25 protein-coding genes are annotated in these 22,354 nt (G+C 59.7%); 8 read left to right on the forward strand and 17 right to left on the reverse strand.

The features are described 5' to 3' along the window. Positions 1-23 precede the first annotated feature (23 nt). Complete coding sequence (locus AC1DKH_RS09855) at positions 24-878, forward strand: LysR family transcriptional regulator (protein WP_477798068.1); 855 nt, start codon at positions 24-26, stop codon at positions 876-878. Positions 879-984: 106 nt separating this feature from the next. On the opposite strand, the gene AC1DKH_RS09860 is transcribed toward AC1DKH_RS09855, so the two are convergent. From AC1DKH_RS09860 to AC1DKH_RS09870, 3 genes are all read right to left on the reverse strand, one after another. After that, positions 985-2,220, reverse strand: a complete 1,236-nt coding sequence (locus tag AC1DKH_RS09860; protein ID WP_477798069.1) for an RNA polymerase sigma factor — start codon at positions 2,218-2,220, stop codon at positions 985-987. 1 nt (position 2,221) lies between these two features. Then, positions 2,222-2,566, reverse strand: a complete 345-nt coding sequence (locus tag AC1DKH_RS09865) for a YciI family protein (RefSeq protein WP_477798070.1) — start codon at positions 2,564-2,566, stop codon at positions 2,222-2,224. Between the two features lie 72 nt (positions 2,567-2,638). Beyond that, positions 2,639-3,064, reverse strand: coding sequence for a YybH family protein (locus tag AC1DKH_RS09870; RefSeq protein ID WP_477755782.1), 426 nt, complete (start codon positions 3,062-3,064; stop codon positions 2,639-2,641). A gap of 141 nt (positions 3,065-3,205) precedes the next feature. On the opposite strand from AC1DKH_RS09870, the gene AC1DKH_RS09875 reads away from it, so the two are divergent. Continuing rightward, a complete protein-coding gene (locus AC1DKH_RS09875; RefSeq protein WP_223509179.1) occupies positions 3,206-3,691 on the forward strand; it encodes a GNAT family N-acetyltransferase in 486 nt (161 codons plus the stop codon). A 145-nt stretch (positions 3,692-3,836) separates the two neighbouring features. Here the strand turns inward: AC1DKH_RS09875 and AC1DKH_RS09880 are convergent, their stop codons facing one another. The 3 genes from AC1DKH_RS09880 to AC1DKH_RS09890 form a co-directional block, all read right to left on the reverse strand. Further along, positions 3,837-4,325: a GNAT family N-acetyltransferase gene (locus AC1DKH_RS09880; RefSeq protein ID WP_477798071.1), complete on the reverse strand. Its 489-nt coding sequence runs from the start codon at positions 4,323-4,325 to the stop codon at positions 3,837-3,839. Between the two features lie 98 nt (positions 4,326-4,423). Next, a complete protein-coding gene (locus tag AC1DKH_RS09885; RefSeq protein WP_477755784.1) occupies positions 4,424-4,909 on the reverse strand; it encodes a GyrI-like domain-containing protein in 486 nt (161 codons plus the stop codon). A gap of 67 nt (positions 4,910-4,976) precedes the next feature. After that, positions 4,977-5,639: a LysE family translocator gene (locus AC1DKH_RS09890; RefSeq protein ID WP_477798072.1), complete on the reverse strand. Its 663-nt coding sequence runs from the start codon at positions 5,637-5,639 to the stop codon at positions 4,977-4,979. 138 nt (positions 5,640-5,777) lie between these two features. Here AC1DKH_RS09890 and alaC point away from each other — a divergent pair, with 138 nt between their 5' ends. Further along, on the forward strand, positions 5,778-6,995 hold the full coding sequence (alaC, locus tag AC1DKH_RS09895) for an alanine transaminase (RefSeq protein WP_108215157.1): 1,218 nt from the start codon (positions 5,778-5,780) through the stop codon (positions 6,993-6,995). 186 nt (positions 6,996-7,181) lie between these two features. Here alaC and AC1DKH_RS09900 read toward each other — a convergent pair whose 3' ends face one another. Continuing rightward, positions 7,182-8,534, reverse strand: a complete 1,353-nt coding sequence (locus tag AC1DKH_RS09900) for a GntP family permease (RefSeq protein WP_477762820.1) — start codon at positions 8,532-8,534, stop codon at positions 7,182-7,184. Between the two features lie 81 nt (positions 8,535-8,615). Next, positions 8,616-9,149 (reverse strand): gluconokinase, encoded by a 534-nt coding sequence (locus AC1DKH_RS09905; protein ID WP_477762819.1) that lies wholly within the window; start codon positions 9,147-9,149, stop codon positions 8,616-8,618. A 215-nt stretch (positions 9,150-9,364) separates the two neighbouring features. Between AC1DKH_RS09905 and gntR the strand changes: the two genes are divergently transcribed. Further along, positions 9,365-10,396, forward strand: a complete 1,032-nt coding sequence (gntR, locus tag AC1DKH_RS09910; RefSeq protein WP_223445746.1) for an HTH-type transcriptional regulator GntR — start codon at positions 9,365-9,367, stop codon at positions 10,394-10,396. A gap of 20 nt (positions 10,397-10,416) precedes the next feature. On the opposite strand, the gene AC1DKH_RS09915 is transcribed toward gntR, so the two are convergent. Beyond that, positions 10,417-10,665, reverse strand: coding sequence for a DUF6124 family protein (locus AC1DKH_RS09915; protein WP_007974480.1), 249 nt, complete (start codon positions 10,663-10,665; stop codon positions 10,417-10,419). 399 nt (positions 10,666-11,064) lie between these two features. Here AC1DKH_RS09915 and AC1DKH_RS09920 point away from each other — a divergent pair, with 399 nt between their 5' ends. Next, complete coding sequence (locus AC1DKH_RS09920) at positions 11,065-11,700, forward strand: glutathione S-transferase family protein (protein ID WP_477798073.1); 636 nt, start codon at positions 11,065-11,067, stop codon at positions 11,698-11,700. Positions 11,701-11,811: 111 nt separating this feature from the next. Here AC1DKH_RS09920 and AC1DKH_RS09925 read toward each other — a convergent pair whose 3' ends face one another. Then, the gene (locus AC1DKH_RS09925) at positions 11,812-12,684 is read right to left on the reverse strand and encodes a LysR family transcriptional regulator (protein ID WP_477798074.1); all 873 of its coding nucleotides are present in this window, start codon (positions 12,682-12,684) and stop codon (positions 11,812-11,814) included. Between the two features lie 99 nt (positions 12,685-12,783). On the opposite strand from AC1DKH_RS09925, the gene gstA reads away from it, so the two are divergent. Next, positions 12,784-13,386, forward strand: coding sequence for a glutathione transferase GstA (gstA, locus tag AC1DKH_RS09930; protein ID WP_477798075.1), 603 nt, complete (start codon positions 12,784-12,786; stop codon positions 13,384-13,386). A 144-nt stretch (positions 13,387-13,530) separates the two neighbouring features. Here gstA and AC1DKH_RS09935 read toward each other — a convergent pair whose 3' ends face one another. The 4 genes from AC1DKH_RS09935 to AC1DKH_RS09950 form a co-directional block, all read right to left on the reverse strand. After that, entirely contained in the window at positions 13,531-14,544 is a 1,014-nt protein-coding gene (locus AC1DKH_RS09935; RefSeq protein ID WP_477798076.1) for an ABC transporter substrate-binding protein, read from the reverse strand. Then, on the reverse strand, positions 14,541-15,089 hold the full coding sequence (locus tag AC1DKH_RS09940) for a sigma-70 family RNA polymerase sigma factor (RefSeq protein WP_477762812.1): 549 nt from the start codon (positions 15,087-15,089) through the stop codon (positions 14,541-14,543). The genes AC1DKH_RS09935 and AC1DKH_RS09940 overlap by 4 nt, the downstream gene beginning before the upstream one ends. 197 nt (positions 15,090-15,286) lie before the next feature. Continuing rightward, positions 15,287-16,078 (reverse strand): phosphate/phosphite/phosphonate ABC transporter substrate-binding protein, encoded by a 792-nt coding sequence (locus AC1DKH_RS09945; protein WP_477798077.1) that lies wholly within the window; start codon positions 16,076-16,078, stop codon positions 15,287-15,289. Between the two features lie 56 nt (positions 16,079-16,134). Then, a complete protein-coding gene (locus AC1DKH_RS09950; protein ID WP_477798078.1) occupies positions 16,135-17,076 on the reverse strand; it encodes a fatty acid desaturase in 942 nt (313 codons plus the stop codon). 329 nt (positions 17,077-17,405) lie between these two features. Between AC1DKH_RS09950 and AC1DKH_RS09955 the strand changes: the two genes are divergently transcribed. After that, complete coding sequence (locus AC1DKH_RS09955; RefSeq protein ID WP_477798079.1) at positions 17,406-17,822, forward strand: GNAT family N-acetyltransferase; 417 nt, start codon at positions 17,406-17,408, stop codon at positions 17,820-17,822. A gap of 146 nt (positions 17,823-17,968) precedes the next feature. On the opposite strand, the gene def is transcribed toward AC1DKH_RS09955, so the two are convergent. Continuing rightward, a complete protein-coding gene (gene def / locus AC1DKH_RS09960; RefSeq protein ID WP_007990355.1) occupies positions 17,969-18,508 on the reverse strand; it encodes a peptide deformylase in 540 nt (179 codons plus the stop codon). Positions 18,509-18,510: 2 nt separating this feature from the next. Further along, a complete protein-coding gene (locus tag AC1DKH_RS09965; RefSeq protein WP_477798080.1) occupies positions 18,511-19,467 on the reverse strand; it encodes a YihY/virulence factor BrkB family protein in 957 nt (318 codons plus the stop codon). A 355-nt stretch (positions 19,468-19,822) separates the two neighbouring features. Here AC1DKH_RS09965 and AC1DKH_RS09970 point away from each other — a divergent pair, with 355 nt between their 5' ends. Beyond that, positions 19,823-20,200, forward strand: a complete 378-nt coding sequence (locus AC1DKH_RS09970) for a hypothetical protein (protein WP_223457969.1) — start codon at positions 19,823-19,825, stop codon at positions 20,198-20,200. 152 nt (positions 20,201-20,352) lie between these two features. On the opposite strand, the gene fadD1 is transcribed toward AC1DKH_RS09970, so the two are convergent. Further along, on the reverse strand, positions 20,353-22,053 hold the full coding sequence (gene fadD1, locus AC1DKH_RS09975) for a long-chain-fatty-acid--CoA ligase FadD1 (protein WP_477760564.1): 1,701 nt from the start codon (positions 22,051-22,053) through the stop codon (positions 20,353-20,355). Positions 22,054-22,354 lie beyond the last annotated feature (301 nt).

The raw sequence follows: 22,354 nt of genomic DNA on the forward strand, positions 1-22,354 counted from the left end.
ACCATCGATCAAGGCGATAGTTCATGGCTTCTCACGAAGTGTTGCTGGCGTTTGTCGAAGCGGCGACCCAGGGCTCATTCTCTGCCGCGGCACGCAAGCTGGGCCGCAGTCAGTCGACCATCAGCGCCGCAGTGGCCAGCCTGGAAATCGACCTGAATCTGACGCTGTTCGACCGCAGCAGCCGTAAGCCCGGACTGACCCCGGCCGGGCACGTCATGCTGCAACGGGCCGAAGACATCCTGGCCGCCACCAGTCGCCTGGAAATGACCGCCAGCCAACTGTCCCAAGGGGTGGAGCCGAAGTTGACGGTGGCGCTGTCCGATACCTATCAGTCGGACCGTTTCGAAACCGCCCTCAGCGCCTTCGAGCAGCGTTACCCGGACCTGGAGCTCGAATGCCTGATCGCCGAATGCGATGACCTGGTGTCCTTGGTCCAAAGCGGCCGGGCGCAGATTGCCTTTGCCGAAATGCAGGACAGCTACCCGCCGGACCTGGTCAGCTCGACGGTGGACGAGCGCACGGAGATCGCCTTGTTCGTGTCCCCGGCACACCCGTTGGCCACGCTGGACTACATCGACCGGGACGTGCTGCAGCAGCACCGCGAGTTGCGCCTGGCCACCATCATCAATCCCTATGAAAGTCGGGCGAAAGGCCGCGTCTGGTCGGCGCCGAGTTATCTGATGCTGCTGGAAATGGCCCAGGGCGGATTCGGCTGGGCACCGTTGCCCCGCTGGCTGGTCGAGCGGTTCGGGCCTGGCACGTTGCAGGAACTGGTGGTGCGCGGCTGGCCGAAAACGGTGTCGGTGGATGCGTTGTGGTCGCGGCTGAATCCGCCGGGGCCGGCGGGGAGCTGGTTGCTGGGCAAGATGCTGGAGTGAAGGTCCTTCGGCCCTTATCGCGAGCAGGCTCGCTCCTACAGGTATCGAGTACGCCATCAATCCCTGTGGGAGCGAGCTTGCTCGCGATGAGGCCCGCAAGATCACATCAATCCAACGCCTTGAGCCGCTCTTCGATAAACCGCCGCTCCGGCTCTTGCCGGGTCAACGCCAGCGCCCGTTCCCACGCCGCCCGCGCCTCCTGCTTGCGACCCAGTTGCCGACAAAACTCTGCCCGCGCCGAATGCGCCAGGTGGTAGTCGAGCAGTTCTCCCCGATCCAGAATCGCATCGACCAACGTCAGCCCCGCCAACGGTCCATCCCGTTGCGAAATCGCCGCCGCACGATTCAACTCGATCACCGGCGAAGGTACCGCCCGCAGCAGCACGTCATACAGACCGACAATCTGTGGCCAATCGGTTTCCCCCGCCGTCGGAGCTTCGGCGTGCACCGCCGCGATGGCCGCTTGCAGGCAATAGGGTCCGAATCGTCCCATGATCAGTGCCTGTTCGATCAGCGTGCAGCCTTCAGTGATCAACCCGGCGTCCCACAGCGAACGGTCCTGCTCGTCCAGCACAATCAGCTCGCCGCTCGCCGAGGTCCTGGCCGGGCGGCGCGACTCGTGCAACAGCATCAGCGCCAGCAAGCCCATTACCTCCGGCTCCGGCAGCAGTTCCACCAGCAACCGACCGAGACGGATCGCTTCTCGGGTCAAATCCTCGCGGATCAGTTCGGCTCCGATGGACGCCGAATAACCCTCGTTGAACACCAGATAAATCACCCGCAATACGCTGTCCAGACGCTCAGGCAACTCAGCCAGCGTCGGCACTTGATAAGGGATTTTCGCATCACGGATCTTCGCCTTGGCGCGCACGATGCGCTGGGCGATGGTGGCCGGGGCCGAGAGAAAGGCCCGGGCGATTTCTTCCGTGGTCAGGTCGCAGACTTCCCGCAGCGTCAGTGGCACTTGCGCGTCCGCCGCCAGGGCCGGGTGGCAGCAAGTGAAGATCAGCCGCAAGCGATCGTCTTCCACGTCTTCATCACTCCAGTCTGCCTGTTCCAGCGCCTCCAGTTGCGCGATCAACAAGGGCTGCGATGCGGCAAAACGCGCGCGCCGACGCAAGGCATCGATGGCCTTGAAACGCCCGGTGGACACCAGCCAGGCCCGCGGATTGTCCGGCACGCCGTCACGCTGCCAGCGTTCGACCGCGACGAAAAACGCCTCGTGCAAGGCCTCTTCGGCGAGGTCGAAATCCCCCAGCAAGCGAATCAGGGTCGCAAGAATGCGCCGCGACTCTTCGCGATAGACCCGCTCGACCTGCGCCTGAACCGGCAGCCCCGGCATCTTAAGGGTACAACTGCCGAACGGGGCGCACTTCGACACTGCCGACCCGGGCCGCCGGAATGTTGCCCGCAACCTGAATGGCTTCGTTGAGGTCCCTGGCATCGATCAGGTAGAAGCCGGCCAACTGCTCCTTGGTTTCGGCGAACGGGCCGTCGGTGATCGACATCTTGCCGTTGCGCATGCGTACCGTGGTGGCGGTCTGCACCGATTCCAGGGCCTCGGCGGCGACCATCCGGCCACTGCCCTGGATCGACTCGGCATAGGCCATGCACTCTTCGTCCTTCGGGCTTTCCGGTAGCGAATGCAGCAGGTGCTCGTCGCTGTAGACCAGGCATAAGTACTTCATCACGCTCTCCTTATCGAACGGATCAACTATGGCCGCAGATCGGCAATCCGGCACGGCTTGCCGATGAAAACCTCAGGGCTTGAGGTCGAACAGCGTCGCACCGGTCTGCATGTCGAAAGGCGCCGACCAGTGTTCATGGACGATCTGCCACAGCCCGGCGTCCTGCCGATAGCAAGCCGTGACGCGCATCCAGCAGGCCTGGGTTTCGCCCTTCTCGTTGGTGCCGCCGCAATGGGCCAGCCAGTGGGCGAATGCGACGTTCTCGGACGACTCGATGCTGATCTCCTCGAACTCGAAGGTGTGCGGGCCTGCGCACATCTCCATACACGCTTGCCAATGTGCGCGGTAGGCAGGCTTGCCCTTGAATTGCAGGGCCTTGACCGCATCGAAGGAGACGATGTCATCGGCATAAAGGGCCATGACTTTTTCAATGTCCTTGGCCATGACCGCCTGACGATAGTTCTCGATGAGGTTCTGGATCTGGGTTTGCGAGTTCATGGTGGTTCTCCGTGGTTTTTATAGTGAAGACACCCATAGTCGTCCGGCGATCCGGCAAATCGACAGACGAAATAAAAATAAACCATAAAGCCAAACTCGCTAGAATCCGAGGTTCTTTCCCGTTGGAAAAAGGACACTCCAGTGACAGCCCGACTCGTGCCTTATGAAAGCCTGAATGCACTGCAACGCCAACAGGTCGAGGCCATTGAAGTGCATTCGGAACAGATCAGATTCTCGGGTGACATCCACGGCGCATTGCACACCTTGTTGTCCAAGCCCGGACCCGGCGTCAAGGGATTTGCCCTGCTGGCCGAGGATGTGCCCGTCGCGTTCCTGCTGCTCAAGCGCCCGCCGGTGTTGCCGGCCTGGGCCGATGAGCACAGCGCCACCCTGCATGCACTGCAAGTCGATCAACGTGCTCAGGGCAAAGGCTATGGCAAGGCCTGCCTGCAAGCGCTGCCTGAGGCGGCACGCCTGGCCTGGCCGGAAATCAGGGGGCTGGAGTTGTCGGTGGATGCCGACAATGAGGCTGCCATCGCCCTGTACGCCAGGTTTGGCTTTGTCGACAGTGGCGAGGCGTACAAGGGCCGGATCGGTTATGAGCGGCGGATGGGGTTGGTGTTTTGACTGCGCGTTAGTTTTTTGCAGACATTACTGACACAACACCGCCCCCTGTAGGAGCGAGCCTGCTCGCGATGGAGTGTCAGTCGACATCACTTATGCTGACACTCCTTCGCGAGCAGGCTCGCTCCTACAGGGGATCTACGTCGGATCAGAGCTCGAGCACCATCTCATGCCACGCCATGCCGCCATGGTCAGACGCCGAGGGTTTGATGTAGGCAAAGCCAAAACTGGCATACAACGGAATATGCCGTTCCTTGCACATCAGGTTGATGCTGACCTTGCCCATCGCGCGCATGCGCTCGATGAACTCACCCATCAGGCGCTTGGCCAGGCCCTGCCCCTGATAATCCGGGTGCACTACCACCGACATGATCACCACATGCGGCCCGGCCGGGTCGTGGCCGATCAGTTCCTTGAACGCCTCGTCCGACATTTCCACCTGGAACGCCGCACCGGAGTTGATGAAACCGGCGACTGCCCCGTCCACTTCAGCAACGATAAAACCCTCGGGCCAGGTGGCGATGCGGGTGGCGATCTTCTCGCGGGTCGCGGCTTCGTCACCTTCATAGGCAAGGGTTTCGATGGCAAAGCAGCGGTCCAGATCGGCGGGGGTGACGTTGCGGATGACGGTGTTCATGGCAGCTCGGAATCAGCGTGGGAAAGGCAGGGGATGATAAATCAGCCGCCGTGGGACATCGAGAGACGAATCGGCTGATCCGCCTCTCGCTGCAGGTGTCACGCCTTGATTGGCAGCCAGATTTCCAGCTTTCCGGTGTTGAGCCTGGGGTTGAAGTCTTCGCTGTAGCGCTCGAATTCCGGGGCAGCCAGCAACTCATGCCCGGACTGTGGCAACCACGTGCCATGGATGTATTGGAAGGTTTGCGGCAATGTGGCCAGCGGTCCTTGATGTTCGAACACGACGTACTGCTGGGGCTGAATCTCTACCCAACGATACTTGTCCGGCAAATCGTCGAGTTTGCTGATCTCGACCCCCGCGATGTAATCGAAGCCGCCCTTGCCGTCGAAATTGCAGCAGACGCCGTAAGTCACTTCGTCTTTTTGCCCCGGAATGTTCCCAATGTGGGGCTCGAGTTTTTCCCAGAGATCGGGAATGTCTTTAGTGGTCTCTTGGGTAAATCGTTCGCGAAGCCCTGCGATCAGCAGGAAATGTCCGTGTTCAAAGCGTGGTTCCGTCACTTCGACGCGTGTTTGCTCATCCATGGCTCGACTCCTGAAACGAAAAAATGGGTTCGGCTGGGAGTATAGAAGCCAAACCCGATTCGCCCAATTACAGTGCGTTCAATTGCTCGACGGCAGCGGCGCCAACGAACTCGTTATAGCCAGATAGAATCACGTAGACCGCGAAATAGCAGAAAATCGCCGCCGATGCCATGTAGGAGTAACGCAGCAATTTGTCGCCGAGCAACTTGCCGCCGTGGCTCGCGGCAAAGCACAGCCCGACACACCAGAGAATCCCCGCGCAGAGAAAGCCGCCGAGAAACAGCGCGGAACTGAGGGCGCCACCGCCACCGGAACGGGCGATCAGCGTACCGCCCACAGCGGCGAACCAGAGAATCGCACTGGGCGACGACATGGCCAGGAAAATCCCGCGAAAGAACTCCTTGCGATGGGAGTTGTGGCCCACCTCGGCGGTCTCGGCCAACAGCGCCTCATGGTGAATCGCCGAATAGATCATCTTCGCCGCGAAATACACCAGCAGCGTCGAGCCACCGATCCACAGCACCCAGCGCACGGTTTCGTATTGCAGCAACACGGTCATGCCGGCCAGCGCCAGCACCGCGTAGATCAGGTCGCCGACGCAGGTCCCGAGGCCCAGGGCAAAGCCCTGGAAGTAGCCGCGCTGCATGGCCAGGGTGATCATCGCGATGTTGGCCACGCCGATATCCAGGCACAGCGAGAGGCTCAGCAAGAAGCCGCTGGTAAATTCCATCGAACCTTTTCCTTCGGACAATTTTTTTACATTGAGGCTGGACAGTCTGCCACAGCTGCCCTTACATTCCGCCACAGGTCACCGCAGTGACCAGCGTCGCTCGGACGGTTCCGGGCGCTTACGTTATCCGAGGCAACAATGGCCGAACAAGGTTCGCCGCGCCGCTTTGCGCGCATAGATCGACTCCCCCCTTACGTTTTCAACATCACTGCCGAGCTGAAGATGGCCGCCCGTCGTCGTGGCGAAGACATCATCGACTTGAGCATGGGTAACCCCGACGGCGCCACGCCGCCGCACATTGTCGAAAAACTCGTCACGGTGGCCCAGCGCGAAGACACCCACGGTTACTCCACCTCCAAGGGTATTCCGCGCCTGCGCCGGGCGATTTCCAACTGGTACAAGGACCGCTACGAGGTCGACATCGACCCGGAAAGCGAAGCCATCGTCACCATTGGTTCCAAGGAAGGCCTGGCGCACTTGATGCTGGCGACCCTGGATCAGGGCGACACCGTACTGGTGCCGAACCCGAGCTACCCGATTCACATCTACGGCGCGGTGATTGCCGGCGCCCAGGTGCGTTCGGTGCCGCTGGTGCCGGGGGTGGATTTCTTCGCTGAACTGGAACGGGCGATTCGCGGCTCGATTCCGAAACCAAAGATGATGATCCTCGGTTTCCCGTCCAACCCCACCGCGCAGTGTGTGGAACTGGATTTCTTCGAACGGGTCATTGCCCTCGCCAAGCAGTACGACGTGCTGGTGGTGCACGACCTGGCCTACGCCGACATCGTCTACGACGGCTGGAAAGCCCCGTCGATCATGCAAGTGCCAGGGGCCAAGGACATTGCGGTGGAATTTTTCACCCTGTCCAAGAGCTACAACATGGCCGGCTGGCGCATTGGCTTCATGGTCGGCAACCCGGAACTGGTCAACGCCCTGGCGCGGATCAAGAGCTACCACGACTACGGCACCTTCACCCCGCTGCAAGTGGCGGCGATTGCCGCGCTGGAAGGCGATCAGCAATGCGTGCGCGACATCGCCGAACAGTATCGGCAGCGCCGCAACGTGCTGGTCAAGGGCCTTCATGAGCTGGGCTGGATGGTGGAAAACCCGAAAGCCTCGATGTACGTCTGGGCGAAGATTCCCGAGGCTTATGCGCACCTGGGCTCGCTGGAGTTTGCCAAGAAACTGCTGTCCGAGGCCAAGGTGTGTGTCTCGCCGGGCGTCGGGTTTGGCGAGTATGGCGATGATCACGTGCGCTTTGCCCTGATCGAAAACCAGGACCGGATTCGTCAGGCTGTACGCGGGATTCGCGGGATGTTCCGGGCGGATGGGTTAGTCGCAAAAACCAACGCCTGACCCAAAAACCTGTAGGAGCGAGCCTGCTCGCGAAAAACGCAAGACCACCGCGGAAAATCAGATGCCCCGCGTTATCGTTAACGACCATCGCGAGCAGGCTCGCTCCTACAGTGGATTTGTGTACAACCTGAACATCACCCACAAAAAAACCGCATCGCTGCGGTTTTTTTGTGACTGCAAAATCGCTTAGACGAACAGCGACAACAACAGGATAAAGCCCAGGCCCACCACCGACAGGATGGTCTCCATCGCCGTCCAGGTCTTGAAGGTTTCCGCCACGGTCATATTGAAGTACTGCTTCACCAGCCAGAAACCGGCGTCGTTGACGTGGGACAGGATCAACGAACCTGCACCAGTGGCCAGCACCAGCAACTCACGGTTCACACCCGGAATCATCCCCACCACCGGCACTACGATACCGGCACCGGTAATGGTCGCCACGGTCGCCGAACCGGTCGCGATACGAATCACCGCTGCCACCAGCCAGGCCAGCAGGATCGGCGAGATCTGTGCAGCCACCGCCATGTGACCGATCACATCACCTACACCACTGGTTACCAGCATCTGCTTGAAGCCACCACCGGCACCGATGATCAGGATGATCGCGGCGGTCGGCGCAAGGCTCGCATCCAGCCATTTGAGCATCTGTTGCGAACCGATGCCCTGCTTGTAGCCGAAGGTGTACAGCGACAGCAGCAACGCCAGCAGGAGGGCCGAGATCGGGTGACCGATCAGGTCCATGAAGGTGCGGAAGAAATTGCCGTCCGGCAGCACCACATCGGCAAAGGTCTTGAGCAACATCAGGAACACGGGTGACAGCACAGTGATCAGGGTAATGCCGAAGCTAGGCAGATCGCCTGCATCCTCATCGCGCACCAGTTGATCCACCAGTTCCTGATTCGGATGACCGGGAATGTGCTTGGCAATGAACGTACCGAAGATCGGGCCAGCGATGATGGCGGTTGGCAGCGCAACGATCAGGCCGTACAGAATGGTTTTGCCGATGTCGGCACCGAACACACCGATGGCCAGCAGCGGACCCGGGTGCGGTGGCACCAGGCCGTGCACGGCGGACAGACCGGCCAGCAACGGGATACCGATCTTGATGATCGACACGCCGGTGCGGCGGGCCACGATGAACACCAACGGGATCAGCAGCACGAAGCCGATCTCGAAGAACAGCGGAATACCGACCAGGAACGCTGCGAACATCATCGCCCACTGCACCTTGTCCTTGCCGAAGGCGCGGATCAATGTCTGCGCAATCTGATCCGCACCACCCGATTCGGCCATCATTTTGCCGAGCATCGTGCCCAGCGCGAGGATGATGCCGACAAAGCCAAGCACGCCACCGAAGCCGTCCTGGAACGCCTTGATGATGGTGCCGATCGGCATGCCGGAGGTCAGCCCGAGGAAAGCGGCGGCAATGATCAGGGCAATGAACGGGTGCAACTTGAACTTGGTAATCAGGACGATAAGCCCGATCACCGTGACCACTGCATCGAGCAGCAGGAACGTCTCGTGGGACATGCCAAACATTAGGGGTGTCTCCTGGTTGTTGTTGTTATTAAAGCGGGAAATTCGAAAGCCATAAGGACAGCGCTATCTCTGCAAGCAAAATTAACCGGCACGCTTCAAGCCATGCTCAAGCCACCAGTGGTGAGCCTGAACGGCCAGCTCATCGACGCTATGGGTCGAAGCATCCAGCGCCAGGGTCAACGGCTCGCCGACGGGCGATTCGAGGGTGGCGAACTGGCTGTCGATCAGGGTCGACGGCATGAAGTGGCCTGGCCGATGGGAGACGCGGTCGGTGGCCACTTCCGGGGTCAGTTCAAGGAACACGAAGCCCAGGCCCGGCAAGGCACTGCGCAAACGTTCGCGATAGATGTGTTTGAGCGCCGAACACGTCAGCACCGGGCGCTGGCCCTTGGCGTCGACACGGCGCAGTTCATCGCACAGGCTGTCGAGCCAGCCGGCGCGGTCTTCATCGTTCAGGGGGATCCCCGCGCTCATCTTTTCGATATTGGCGGCAGGGTGGAAAGAGTCGCCTTCAATGGCCGTGGCGCCGCTCAAATGGCACAGGGCCTCGCTGACGCACGTCTTGCCGCAACCGGCAACGCCCATGATGACCAGGGCGGTGATGGGATGATTCATGTAACACCTCAGCGCGCAGACAGCGCTACCTTTGCCAGTTATGACACTAGATCAAAAGCAGAAGTTGCCGACGCCTTTCTTGTCATTTTATGGGTTGCAGCAGGTTAGGTCCCGACACCAAAAAGCGAGGATCAGGCGAACCCTCGCTCACGCATTTGCAGCTGCATCGAGACAGCGCTACCTTAGTGCCTTGAATTTTGTTTGGCAAGCCGTCGATGAATCCAACTAAAAACGATAAAAATACCCGCACCACTGGCCGCCCTACCCTGAACGAAGTGGCCCGACTGGCCGGCGTCAGCCCGATCACCGCCTCCCGCGCCTTGCGCGGCGTCAGCACCGTGGCCACTGAACTTGTGGAAAAGGTGCAGAAAGCGGCGCTGGAACTCAACTATGTGGTCAACCCTGCCGCCCGCGCCCTGGCCTCGGCCCAGAGCCAATCGGTGGTGGTGTTGGTGCCGTCGTTGTCGAACCTTTTGTTCATCGACACCCTGGAAGCCATTCATCAGGTTTTGCGCCCCAAGGGCTTCGAAGTGCTGATCGGCAACTTCCATTACTCCCGTGATGAAGAAGAAAACCTGCTGCGAAATTACATGGCCTATCAGCCGCGCGGCTTGTTGCTGACCGGTTTCGACCGCACCGAAAGTTCGCGGCGGATGATCGAGGCCAGCAACATTCCTTGCGTGTACATGATGGAATTGGACAGCGCCGCCGGGCTCAATTGCGTCGGTTTCTCGCAACTGGCGGCCGGAGAAACGGCGGCCGAACACTTGCTGTCCCGCGGCCGCAAACGCCTGGCCTACATCGGCGCGCAACTGGACCAGCGCACCTTGCTCCGTGGCGAAGGCTTCCGCAAAGCCCTGCAAAAGGCCGGTCTGTATGACCCGGACCTGGAAGTGCTGACGCCCCGCTCATCCTCCGTCGGCCTCGGCGGCGAACTGTTCCTGCAACTGCTGGCCAGTCATCCGGATGTCGATGCGATCTTCTTCGGCAACGACGACCTGGCCCAGGGCGCCCTGCTCGAAGCCATGCGCAATGGGATCAAGATCCCCGAGCAGGTGGCGATCCTCGGCTTCAACGACTTGCCCATGTCCGAACACATGGTCCCGCGCCTGAGCAGCATCAACACCCCGCGCGAAGCCATCGGCCGCCGCGCAGCGGAACAGATGCTGACGCTGATGGCCGGCAATACCGTGGCCAAACCGGTGCAGGACATGGGGTTTGAGTTGAAGGTGCGGGAGAGTACGTAGGCGCGACACAGGTTCCGCGACTAATCTTGCGGATCGAGGTTATCCAGCACCCGGTTCACCGCCAGTTCAGCCAGCATGATGATCTGTGCAATCGCCAATGCCGTATTGCGCTGACTGCCTTCCAGAAACGTAGCAAAATCATTGGTCATGACGCTCGCCGAGGCCAGTGATTCGCAGGCGTGCGCCAACAGGGTTTCGTTATTGATGCCGGGTGAGATGGAGAACATTGGGCTGGGATTGCGTGGGGGGTTGGGCGTGGGTTTGAACATGGTGATGCTCCTAGAGTGATGGAGCTGCCACGATTCGCTGCTAGACGAAAATAAGGTGGCAGCCGTGCGCGGGCTAGCAGACCAGGACTCTAGAGCCCGGTAGACCCGAAGGTCTTCCCGCGCACAGCCGCCATAACATGAACTGACAGGCATAAAAAACACCTGTTCACGAGTGGTGGACGCTATGCGCCTAAAGTATCCAGGCTGCTAGACCCGATCGCTGAATTTGCAGCGACGCGGAACGATAGAGTCCGGATACCAGGCGCACAAGCCGGCGGATTCTGGCGTAGTTGTAGGCAATGACGCAATAAATCGTAGGCAGCGGAAACCTGTTGAAACGCCTTTCCTACAGACCGCTCCTACAATTACATACACGCCATTCGCGATGGAGTTGCTCAAATGGAACACACCCTGAAGATTCTCGGCAAAGCCTCGTCCATCAACGTCAGAAAAGTCCTGTGGACCTGCGAAGAACTGGGCATAACCTACGAACGCGAGGACTGGGGCAGTGGCTTCGCGTCCACCCACAGCCCCGAGTTCCTGCGCTTCAATCCCAACGCTCAGGTACCGGTGATCATCGATGACGCCGGCGCGTTGTGGGAATCCAATACCATCTGCCGCTATCTGGCCGGCAAACACCAACACCACCACGAGCTGCTGCCTGCTGAACCGGCGGCACGCGCCCGGGTGGAACAGTGGATGGACTGGCAAGCCACCGAGCTCAATCCGTCGTGGAGTTATGCGTTCATGGCGCTGGTGCGCAAGGACCCGGAGTTCCAGGACGCGCATCGCCTCGAAGTCGGCATCCGCGGCTGGAACCAGAAGATGGGCATCCTCGAACATCAACTCGCGACCACCAAGGCGTATGTCGCCGGGCCAAGCTTTACTCTGGCCGACGTTGTCATCGGTTTGTCGGTCAATCGCTGGCTGATGACGCCGATCGACCGTCCTGACTACCCCGCCGTCGATGAATATTTCAAACGCCTGGCGCAACACCAAGGTTTCCTGAAGCATTGTTGCAATGGCTTGCCTTGAATGGCCGCAGGTTGCCGCCTGGATCGCCACACAGCAAGGCAGCCTTGGGCTGCAAGGCCACTAGCCGGTCAGCATCGAGGACAAAAAACAGTTGAGCGGCTTGCCGGGGGGTTACCGTCCGTCGAGCATGTCCAGCAGTGCCTGCACCGCCGCCGACGGTGGTTTGTTCGCCGCGACCACCAAGGCAAACTCGCGCTCGATCCGCGGCAACACCGGTATGACGCGCAAACCTTGCCGATTGCCCGGCAGCGTCATCTCCGGCACCAGGCTCACGCCGAGGTTTTCCCGCACCAGGGTGAACGCACTGCTCCATTCACGGACCTCGACACGCACATCCTGCAGTTGCAGCCCTGCATCGGCAGCCAGGCTTCGCGCATTGGTCGAACAACCGCCCGTGGCCAGTACAAAAGGTTGCTTCGACAATTCGTCGAGGGAGACGCCCTCTTCATGAGTTCGCCGCGCCAGCGGATGGCCCCCGGGCAATACCGCCATCCAGGCATCGCGTCCCAATGGACTGGCCTTGCGCTCGGCGGACGGATTGAGCACCACGCCGACATCCACCAGCCCCGCGCCGAGCAGGGTTTCCACTTCGTCATCGCTGACTTCCAGGGCGACCACCTCGATGCCGGGGTAAAGCCGGTTGAACTGACGCAGCAACGGCGGCAGAAAGGTCGCCAGTACCATGGGAAAACTGGCCAGGCGAATCGTCCCGCGTTCAACACCTTTTGCGGCCTCGACGGTGCTGCGAATGGCTTGCAGCGCGCCGAGCATGGTCCGTGCCTGCTCGATGACCGGCAGGCCGATGGCTGTCGGCAATGTCTGGCGGTTTTCCCGGGTGAACAATTGAACACCGAGGTTTTCCTCGATCAATGCCAGGGCCTGGCTGGCGCCTGACTGGGTCATGCCGACCCGTTCGGCGGCCCGGGTGATGTTGCCGGTGTCTGCCACGGCCACCACCATTCGCCAGTGCATCAGGTTCATCATGGCAGTAGCTTTCCTTATGGCAGTTTTCTGAAAGATTAATTTTACCGGGGGCGCCGCGCACTATGACACTGGCGTAAATCCACAACCAGAGCCCGCCCCATGAAGCTGTATTACGCCCCCCAAGCCTGCTCGCTGGCGCCGCATATCGTGCTGCGTGAACTGGAACTGCCTTTCCAATTGATCCGTGTCGACAACATCAGCAAAACCACGGCCGACGGCGACGACTTTCTCGCCATCAACCCCAAGGGTTACGTCGCGGTCTTGCAACTGGATAACGGCGAAGTTTTGACCGAAGGGCCGGCGATTCTGCAATACCTGGCTGATCTACAGCCGCAAGCGAAACTGGCCGCAGCGCAGGGGACATTCGAGCGAGTACGGTTGCAGGAATGCCTGAACTTCATCTCGACGGAGATTCATGGCGGGCTCGGTTGGCTGTTTAACGCACGGTTTCCGGATGAAGTGAAAGCGTTGATCAAGGAGAAACTGTTCAAGCGTTTTGCCGTGTTGAACCAGACGTTGGAGCGGCAGGATTATTTGATGGCGGGCGGCTTCGGCATTGCTGACGCGTACTTGTTTACGGTGTTGCGTTGGGCTCGGTTGTTCGACATTGAATTGAATGAGTGGCCGGCGTTGGCAAGGTTTCAAGCCAGGGTGGATCAACGGCCGGCGGTGAAAGCGGCGTTGGCCGCCGAGTTGGCGTAAGACTTCAGACCGCATCGCGAGCAAGCTCGCTCCCACAGGGGATCTTGGTTGGCCACGGGATTTGTGGACACAACCGACCCAATGTGGGAGCGAGCTTGCTCCGGGCGGCGTTCCGACGATGGCTACCTTCCAGGCACTACAAAACTACAAGCTGGCACTCACCTTGGTGGCCACCTCCCCCGGCACCCAGCCCTTCCACACTTGTGGCTGTTCACGCAAAAACGCTTCGGCGACTTCGCGGGGTTTCTGCCGCTTTTCACTCATCTGGCCCAAGGTCTGGTTCAGCAGATCGATCGGCAAATCGACCTTTTCAAAGAACGTCACCAGGTCCGGGTATTGCGCCTTGAACGGTGCCGATACGCCGATGGCCAGGCTCGCCGGCATCGAGCGCGTGCCTTTGGGGTTCGGGTCGTTGGCGTCGGCCAGGGTTTTCCAGGCCTCGGCGTCGAACGGCGGTTCGTCGAGTTTCACCAGTTTGAAACGCCCCAACAGCGGTGTCGGCGACCAGTAGTAGAAGAGCACAGCTTTGCCACGACGGATCGACGACGCCACCTCGGCATCCAGTGCGGCACCGGAGCCCGTGCGGAAGTTGACGTAGCTGGTAGTCAGGTCATAGGCCTTGAGTTTCTGGCTGTTGACGATTTCCGAAGTCCAGCCGGTCGGGCTGTTGAGGAAGCGTCCGCGGCTCGGGTCTTCGGGGTCGCGGAATACGTCCTTGTACTTCGCCAGATCAGCAACGGACTTCAGCTCCGGAGCCAATGGCTTGATGCCGCGCTCTGGATCGCCCTTGATCACGTACTCCGGCACCCACCAGCCTTCAGTGGCGCCTTTGACCGTATCGCCGAGGCCGAACACCTTGCCCTCCGCGGCAGCCTTGACCCAGGCAGGACTGCGTCCGGCCCACTCTTCACCGATGACCTGGATATCGTTTTTCGCCAGCGCCGCTTCAAGGCTGACGGTGCTGCCCGGCAGCGTGTCGGTCGGGTAGCCGTAACCTTTTTCAACGATCAGGCGCAGGATTTCGGTGATGAAACTGCCGCTTTCCCAGGTGATGTCGCCAAAGTGGATAGGCGCGGCTTTTTCCGTGGCCGAGGCCGGGTGGGACAACAGGCTCAGGGCCAGCAACGAACTGCCGAGCAGGGTTTTGATCGATCTCATGCGGACCTCTTGTTCTGGAGTGGACGGTTCAGGGATTGGTTGGCGCTGTGCCGGTCGCACAGGGCCTGGGAACGGGTCATGTAGTCGCTGACTGAACGCAACGAGATGCCCAGCGCAGCGGCAATTTGCGGATAGGTCAGGCCGTCGATCCGCGACAGCAGGAAGGTCGAACGCACTTTGCCTGGCAGCCGCTGAAGACTGCGATCCACACGGGTCAGGGTCTGGGACATCTGAGCCAGTGCCTCCGGCGATTCGGCGTGTATCGGCTCGGCCTGTTGCAGTTGCTGAAGATACTGGCGCTCCAGATCACCTCGACGCCAACGCTGATAGAGCAGGCGCCGGGCGATGGTGGTGAGCAAGGCACGGGGTTCACGGATGGCCGTCAGGCCAGGGGCCTGGAGCAATTGCACGAAGGTTTCGCAGGCAATGTCTTCGACAGCGGCGGCATCGTTCAGAGACTGACGCAGGCGCGTGCAGAGCCAGTGGTAGTGAGCACGGAACAATCCGTCCACGTGTTTGCGATGAAGAATATCGGCGCCGGACATAGGGGCTCCTGGGTTAGGGGTCGCTGAATGTCCGGTGGTCCGGTGAGGCGAATCCTAGCAAGGAGCCTTATTCATTAATAATATTTAAAACTTATTTTTATATTCGTTTATGGAATTAAAAAAAGGTGTGCCTGATAGGCCGCTTTCGTCGGAACGCCGCCCGGAGCAAGCTCGCTCCTACAGCGAAAATGGACCTATCACCTCAATCGTCCATAACCCAATGTTTCGGCCTCACGTTGATAATCGAGCACAACCTGATAGTCGATTTCGCTGGCGGGCAGTACCTCCGGTAAACCGAGGGTTTGGGCAACGTCCGGCAACTCGCGCAACGCCAGGTTCATCACCCGCAAGAGCTCAACGGCCTGCTCATCGCTGACCGTCGCGGCGGAAATGAACGGTAAGGCAGGACTGAGCGCACTGCGGGCAATCACGCGCAAACCGGCCACTTCCTCTGCAGCGTGGCGCGCCAGATAGGCAAAGGTCACGCTGTCGATGGCCGCCAGATCGGCAAGGTCTTCGCGTAACCAGCGCAGGCTTTCGCGATGACTGCCGCTGATTCCGACCTGAGCAAAAAACCGCCCGTCACGTTGCAGCGGCGCCAACCGGTGGCGCAGCAAATTCATGCCGCTGTTGGAGTCCTGGCCATTGATCACGCCTCGGCTGCCGCGAAAATCCGCCAGGGTTGGCCGTGCATCATCAAGGCGTCCCAGAATCAGGCTGCAATGATTGCCGCCACTGCAGTCCGGCAGCTCATAACGAGGCCGCCCCAGCACCCGGACCTCACCGCGCAATGCTGTCATCAGCGGATAGCCGCAGGTTTGTGTCAGCAGCAAGTGCGGCGACAACCACATCTCCATCAGTGACAGGCCTTCGGCATCACGGCGGGTTTCGCCCAGGTGCTCGAGGACTCGCGCCAGCCAGCGTGCGTTGGCCTGGTGGATGGGTTCGGGGGCGGTGTACATCAGCAGTTCGGCGATGTGTTGGGTCATCGATATCGTCCCATGCGGCACATTTCCAATGTGGGAACTCAGTTGGTAGCAAAAAATCAGTGAAACGGATGCCTCGGGCTGTCGATGGCTTTGACGCCATGTTCACGCCACAACTGCCCATAACCCCGCACCAGAAAACCGCCGCTGCGCGCCAGCCATTGCTCGCGGCGGGCCCGGTAAGCGCGGGGCAAGTCGTACCAGGGCAACCCCGGCAATTCGTGATGCACCAGATGAAAATTGAGGTTCAGGAACAGCCAGCGCCACGGCCACGCCGCTTCGTTGAGCACGGTTCGTTGCTCCGGCGCAGCCTGAGGTCGATGTTCATAGTAGGAGCGAATCATGGCGATCGACAGCGCCGGCACACTGATCAAAAACAGGTAATGCCAAACCGGCAATACGCTGAGGTTCGCGATGAACAGCAGCATCAACCCGGTCATCGAGCCGTGACTCAACCACATCAGCCAGGCCTGGCGCTCGCCTGCTCTGAGGCGTTGCACCTCTTCACGGGCCAGCGTCAGCAGGGCCAGCGGTGCACCCAGGGCAAAGCGGCCGAGCACGGTTTTGTTCAGCCAGTGCAGGCTGCGCACCAGCAGTGAACTGCCCTGCCACTGCCCGGCACTCAGGTAACGGCTTTCCGGATCACGACCGGGGATCGTCAGGTCCTCGTCGCGGTGATGCAGCAAATGGCTATCGCGGTACAAGGTGTACGGATACCAGACGGCAATCGGTGCGTAGCCAAGGATTTTGTTCAGGGTTGGCCAGCGCGTGGGATGACCGTGCAGCAGTTCGTGTTGCACGGATAACCACAGCACCAGCAATGGAATCAGCAACAGCGTGCTCCACCACAAACCCAATCGATGGCTGTTCAACACAATGCCAAACCAGCAGCCATACACACCGATCAACAGCAACCAGGTCGGCCATTCTGTGCGCGCGGTGAAGCGTCGGCGCAGGGTTTCGATTTCTTCTTGATGGGCGCTATCAAAGTAATGGGGCATGGCGTTGCTCAGATCGGGGACCAGTCCCCTTCTGTGCAATGGCTTTGGGAAATCTTGCAGATTATTTTCTGGAGGATCGCTCCCATGTTGCATGGGAGCGATCAATCAACGCGGAATCAGTGGCCGAACACGCCGACCTTTTTGGCCTTCTTGTCCGCACGCTTTTCAATGGCCGTTTTCACCGGTTTCTTTTTCGCCGCTTTCTTTGAATCCATACCTTTGGACATGATGCGTACTCCACTCATGGGGATGTGAGATCAGGTATACACCTATCCCGGCGCGCGCGTTCTTTTATAATCGCCCGCTTTGCCCACCGACAGTCCGAGACCATGCCCGACACCCAATACACCCTGCTCGACGAGCCGTTATGGCCGTTGATGAACAAGTTCTACCGCGCTCACCAATCGTCGATGAAAGCCGTGCGCGACGCGCAGCTGTGGGTGGCCCGCCGTGAGCAGATTGTTGCCGTGCTGTGTTTGCGTCCGGTGTCCGGTGGGCATTGGCTGACCGGCTTGTTTGTCGATCCGGGGTGTCGCGAACAGGGGCTTGCCGCCGGGTTGATTGCGGCCGCGGTGAAGGATTGCGAACTGCCGGTGTGGTTGTTCTGTCACCCGGACTTGCGGGGCTTTTATGAGCGTCGCGGGTTTACCTTCGATCCGCCGATGCCTTTCGCGATGGTTGAACGGTTGAGCCGTTATGCGCGCAGCAAGCCGATGATTGCGATGGGGTTGGCGCCAGGCCGGTGACACACTAAAACCTGATGGAGATCCAATGTGGGAGCGAGCTTGCTCCGGGCGGCGATCCGACGATGGCGGCGTATCAGTCGCCAACAATGTTGACTGACCTGGCCTCATCGCGAGCAAGCTCGCTCCCACAGGGTTCTACTGTGAATCTAGTCGTCCGCGTTGGGGTCCAGGTCCGGGAACATCACCTCGGTGAAGCCGAACTTGCTGAAGTCGGTGATGCGCGACGGGTACAGGCGGCCGATCAGGTGATCACACTCATGCTGCACCACCCGCGCGTGGAACCCTGAGGCAATGCGCACGATGGGCTCGCCCTTGGGGTCGACGCCTTCGTAGCGAATCTGCTGGTAACGCTGCACCGCGCCACGCAGGCCAGGCACGGACAAACAGCCTTCGAAGCCCTCTTCCAGGATCGGGCTCAGCGGCGTGATCAACGGGTTGATCAGGATCGTCTGCGGCACCGCCTCGGCATCCGGATAACGCTCGCTGTGCTCGAAACCGAAGATCACCAGTTGCAGGTCGACGCCGATCTGCGGAGCCGCGAGGCCAACGCCCCCCACACTTTCCATGGTCTGGAACATGTCATCGATCAGTTGCCACAACTCGGGGCTGTCGAACATCTCGGCTGGCACTGGCGGGGCAATGCGCAGCAGGCGCTCATCGCCCATTTTCAGAATTTCACGAATCATGATCAGGTTTCATCAATGGTCGGTTTGTGTGAGTGATCGCGGCCCAGGCCCGACACGTGGTGTTTTTCCTCATGGACGGGACCATGCTCGCCAGCCACTTTTTCACCAGGGTCCTTGCCCTCTCGTGACATGTGCTCGATCACGGCATTCATCTCCGCGCCCAGCAGCAGCACCGCGGCGRAAATGTAGAAATACAGCAACAGCACGATGATCGCACCGATACTGCCATACATGGCGTTGTAGTTGGCGAACTCCTTGACGTACAAACCGAAGCCCAGGGAAGCGATGATCCACACCACCACCGCCAGCACTGAGCCTGGGGTGATGAAGCGGAATTCCTGTTTGACGTCGGGCATGACGTAGTAGATCAACGCCACCGCGACCATCATCAGAATCACGATCACCGGCCAGCGCGCGATGGTCCAGAGCGTGACGATAAAGTACTCAAGGCCGACTTGCGCAGCGATCCACTCCATCACCTGCGGCCCGAGCACCATCAGCGCTGCGGCGATCAGCAGCATGCCGGCAATGCCGACGGTGTAGATGATCGACAACGGAAAGCGTTTCCACAGCGGACGCCCTTCAACCACGTCGTAGGCAGCGTTCATCGCGCTCATCATCAGCCGCACGCCGGCGGAGGCGGTATACAGCGCAATCACGATACCCACAGAGAGCAAACCACCCTTGGACTGCTGAAGCTGGTCGATCACCGGGTTGACCTGCTCCAGCGCCTGGGGCGGCAGCACCAGTTCCGATTGCAGGCGCAGCCAGGAGAAGAAATCCGGCAGGTGCAGGAAGCCGATCAGGGCAATCAGGAACAGGATGAACGGAAACAGCGAAAACAGCATTTGATAGGCCAGCGCCGAGGCATAGGTCGACATCTCGTCGGCGATGAACTCGGTGACCGTGCGCATCATCACACGGTGCAGGGGCAAGCCTCTCATGTCCGGGAAAATCATTCGCGTCTCCATTCGCCGCATACGGATTTGGGTTGAAGTCGTGGCGACTCAGGGGCCGTTTTCTTTCATCAAGGTAGCCCAGTTGGCGACTTTGAAACAAATTCAGCGTGCAAGTTCAGGCTGACACAAAAACGGCCATCTGAAGATGGCCGCGTCTTCATTTCATTAAAGACATTTCAATGCAGGAAAGTCGTTACACAAGGTTGACCGGGGGCTTTTGCAGGGAGTTTCATTAATTTTCACCACGACATTTCATCGTTCAGTGCAGGTTGCGCTTTATGTTTGCGGGCCAACCCCTGAGAATGCGCAACACATTCAGGCCATGGCGCTGAAGATCCAATCCCGTAGGAATGTTATGAAACTCGATAAAAAGCAGGCCATTGCCCGCAGAAACCAGGAACTCGGCGGTGCTGTGCTTGGCGTCAACAACTGCCACTTCGCCGAACTGAACCGTAACCGCAACATCTGGTGGTTCGACCTCCCGGTGACGCGCCTTGCAATCGGTCAGTACGAGTGGATTCACCTGCTGATGCACACGCCGGACACTGACGAGCTGCTGCACCTGAAAGTGCCGACCGTGTTCCTGCGCGAGAAGCTCGAAGGCCTGGTGGTGCGCAATGAAGGCAAGCGCAAGGCTGCATTGAGCCTGGAACTGAGCGCCGACAAGGACTCCTTCCTGCAGGACATGCGCCCGACGGGCACCAACGTCAACTTTGCGCCGTTTCGCTTGTAGGAGCGAGCTTGCTCCGGGCGGCGTTCCGACGATGGGCGTTAACGATAACGCGTGTTTATTGATTAAACGCAGCGCTCTTGAGTCCATCGCGAGCAAGCTCGCTCCTACAGATACATACAAAAAGCCCCGCATCTGCGGGGCTTTTTTGTTGATTACGCGGTGGCTTTCTTCGCGTTGATCTTCTTCAGCTCTTCATCGCGCAATTCACGACGCAGGATCTTGCCGACGTTGGTGGTCGGCAGTGCATCGCGGAACTCCACGGAGCGCGGGACCTTGTAGCCAGTGACGTTGGCGCGCATGTGCTCCATCACCTGTTCCTTGGTCAGGGTCACGCCCGGCTTGGCAACGATGAAAATCTTGATCGCCTCGCCCGACTTCTCGTCCGGTACACCGATGGCCGCGCATTGCAGCACGCCCGGCAGGGTCGCCAGCACGTCTTCGAGCTCGTTCGGGTACACATTGAAACCGGACACCAGGATCATGTCTTTCTTGCGATCGACAATGCGCATGTAGCCATCGGGCTGGATCAGCGCGATGTCACCGGTCTTCAACCAGCCTTCGCTGTCGAGGATTTCATCGGTGGCTTCCTGGCGCTGCCAGTAGCCTTTCATGACCTGCGGGCCTTTCACGCACAGCTCGCCGATTTCGCCCAGCGGCTGCTCGACACCGGCATCGTTGATGACTTTGCACAGGGTCGACGGCACCGGAATGCCGATGGTGCCGACCTGGATATGCTGGATCGGGTTCACCGTGGCCACCGGGCTGGTTTCGGTCATGCCGTAGCCTTCGCAGATGGCGCAACCGGTCACCGCTTTCCAGCGTTCGGCCGCCGCCAGTTGCAGGGCCATGCCTCCCGACAAGGTGACTTTCAGCGCGGAGAAATCCAGCTTGCGGAAGCCTTCGTTGTTGCACAGGGCCACGAACAGCGTGTTCAGGCCGACGAAGCCGCTGAACTTCCACTTCGACAATTCCTTGACCATCGCCGGCAGGTCACGCGGGTTGCTGATCAGGATGTTGTGGTTGCCCGCCAGCATCATCGCCATGCAGTGAAAGGTGAACGCATAGATGTGGTACAGCGGCAGCGGCGTGATCAGGATCTCGCAACCTTCATTGAGGTTGGAACCCATCAGCGCCTTGCACTGCAGCATGTTCGCCACCAGGTTGCGGTGGGTCAGCATCGCGCCCTTGGCCACGCCGGTGGTGCCGCCGGTGTATTGCAGTACCGCGACATCACCGCTGGCCGGGTTGGCTTCCGCCACTGGCTGGCCCAGGCCTTTGCTCAGCACGTCGTTGAACTTGACGGCCTTGGGCAAGTGATAGGCCGGCACCATCTTCTTCACATACTTGATGACGCTGTTGATCAGCAGACGCTTGAGCGGCGGCAGCAGGTCGGCGACTTCGGTGACGATCACGTGCTTGACGCCGGTTTTCGGCACCACGGTTTGGGCCAGGTGCGCCATGTTGGCCAGGCAGACCAGGGCCTTGGCACCGGAGTCGTTGAATTGGTGTTCCATTTCCCGCGCGGTGTACAGCGGGTTGGTGTTGACCACGATCAGCCCGGCGCGGATGGCCCCGAAGACGGCAACCGGGTACTGCAACACATTGGGCAGTTGCACGGCGATTCGATCGCCGGGCTGCAAGTCGGTATGCTGTTGCAGGTAAGCGGCAAACGCACCGGACAATTCGTACAGTTCACCGTAGGTGAGTGTCTTGCCCAGGTTGCTGAATGCCGGCTTGTTGGCGAAGCGTTGGCAGGATTGCTTCAACACTGCCTGAATATTCGGATACTCGTCTGGATTGATGTCGACAGCAATCCCAGCTGGGTACTTATCCTTCCAAAAGTCTTCGATCATGGAAGCCCACTCCTCAGCAACGCGAATTCAGCACCGCATTTGATGCGATTATTATTGGTGTTTGGTCATTGGTGAATCTGGCTGATAGAAGGCCGAGAAGTCACAAAGCGCGCCGAGAGTAGCAGCTTTGCCAAGGGTCGACTAGAGCCAAAAGAGGCCTCTACGGTCACGTTTGTGACTCAAGGCTTGCAAGCGGTCATTTTAGAGCAAAAATTCTATACATCTCCGAAAGCCCCGAAAATCGGGGCTTTCGCGCTAAAACTGTAGGAGCGAGCTTGCTCGCGAAAAACGTCCGGACAAC

It is taken from the genome of Pseudomonas sp. 05L36, from assembly GCF_056398125.1.

What these genes read in the sequence shown, in the direction of transcription:
- AC1DKH_RS09855 (WP_477798068.1), top strand. Translation starts at nt 24, where the DNA reads ATGGCTTCTCACGAAGTGTTGCTGGCGTTTGTCGAAGCGGCGACCCAG.
- AC1DKH_RS09860 (WP_477798069.1), bottom strand. Translation starts at nt 2,220, where the DNA reads ATGCCGGGGCTGCCGGTTCAGGCGCAGGTCGAGCGGGTCTATCGCGAA.
- AC1DKH_RS09865 (WP_477798070.1), bottom strand. Translation starts at nt 2,566, where the DNA reads ATGAAGTACTTATGCCTGGTCTACAGCGACGAGCACCTGCTGCATTCG.
- AC1DKH_RS09870 (WP_477755782.1), bottom strand. Translation starts at nt 3,064, where the DNA reads ATGAACTCGCAAACCCAGATCCAGAACCTCATCGAGAACTATCGTCAG.
- AC1DKH_RS09880 (WP_477798071.1), bottom strand. Translation starts at nt 4,325, where the DNA reads ATGAACACCGTCATCCGCAACGTCACCCCCGCCGATCTGGACCGCTGC.
- AC1DKH_RS09885 (WP_477755784.1), bottom strand. Translation starts at nt 4,909, where the DNA reads ATGGATGAGCAAACACGCGTCGAAGTGACGGAACCACGCTTTGAACAC.
- AC1DKH_RS09890 (WP_477798072.1), bottom strand. Translation starts at nt 5,639, where the DNA reads ATGGAATTTACCAGCGGCTTCTTGCTGAGCCTCTCGCTGTGCCTGGAT.
- alaC (WP_108215157.1), top strand. Translation starts at nt 5,778, where the DNA reads ATGGCCGAACAAGGTTCGCCGCGCCGCTTTGCGCGCATAGATCGACTC.
- AC1DKH_RS09900 (WP_477762820.1), bottom strand. Translation starts at nt 8,534, where the DNA reads ATGTTTGGCATGTCCCACGAGACGTTCCTGCTGCTCGATGCAGTGGTC.
- AC1DKH_RS09905 (WP_477762819.1), bottom strand. Translation starts at nt 9,149, where the DNA reads ATGAATCATCCCATCACCGCCCTGGTCATCATGGGCGTTGCCGGTTGC.
- gntR (WP_223445746.1), top strand. Translation starts at nt 9,365, where the DNA reads ATGAATCCAACTAAAAACGATAAAAATACCCGCACCACTGGCCGCCCT.
- AC1DKH_RS09915 (WP_007974480.1), bottom strand. Translation starts at nt 10,665, where the DNA reads ATGTTCAAACCCACGCCCAACCCCCCACGCAATCCCAGCCCAATGTTC.
- AC1DKH_RS09920 (WP_477798073.1), top strand. Translation starts at nt 11,065, where the DNA reads ATGGAACACACCCTGAAGATTCTCGGCAAAGCCTCGTCCATCAACGTC.
- AC1DKH_RS09925 (WP_477798074.1), bottom strand. Translation starts at nt 12,684, where the DNA reads ATGATGAACCTGATGCACTGGCGAATGGTGGTGGCCGTGGCAGACACC.
- gstA (WP_477798075.1), top strand. Translation starts at nt 12,784, where the DNA reads ATGAAGCTGTATTACGCCCCCCAAGCCTGCTCGCTGGCGCCGCATATC.
- AC1DKH_RS09935 (WP_477798076.1), bottom strand. Translation starts at nt 14,544, where the DNA reads ATGAGATCGATCAAAACCCTGCTCGGCAGTTCGTTGCTGGCCCTGAGC.
- AC1DKH_RS09940 (WP_477762812.1), bottom strand. Translation starts at nt 15,089, where the DNA reads ATGTCCGGCGCCGATATTCTTCATCGCAAACACGTGGACGGATTGTTC.
- AC1DKH_RS09945 (WP_477798077.1), bottom strand. Translation starts at nt 16,078, where the DNA reads ATGACCCAACACATCGCCGAACTGCTGATGTACACCGCCCCCGAACCC.
- AC1DKH_RS09950 (WP_477798078.1), bottom strand. Translation starts at nt 17,076, where the DNA reads ATGCCCCATTACTTTGATAGCGCCCATCAAGAAGAAATCGAAACCCTG.
- AC1DKH_RS09955 (WP_477798079.1), top strand. Translation starts at nt 17,406, where the DNA reads ATGCCCGACACCCAATACACCCTGCTCGACGAGCCGTTATGGCCGTTG.
- def (WP_007990355.1), bottom strand. Translation starts at nt 18,508, where the DNA reads ATGATTCGTGAAATTCTGAAAATGGGCGATGAGCGCCTGCTGCGCATT.
- AC1DKH_RS09970 (WP_223457969.1), top strand. Translation starts at nt 19,823, where the DNA reads ATGAAACTCGATAAAAAGCAGGCCATTGCCCGCAGAAACCAGGAACTC.
- fadD1 (WP_477760564.1), bottom strand. Translation starts at nt 22,053, where the DNA reads ATGATCGAAGACTTTTGGAAGGATAAGTACCCAGCTGGGATTGCTGTC.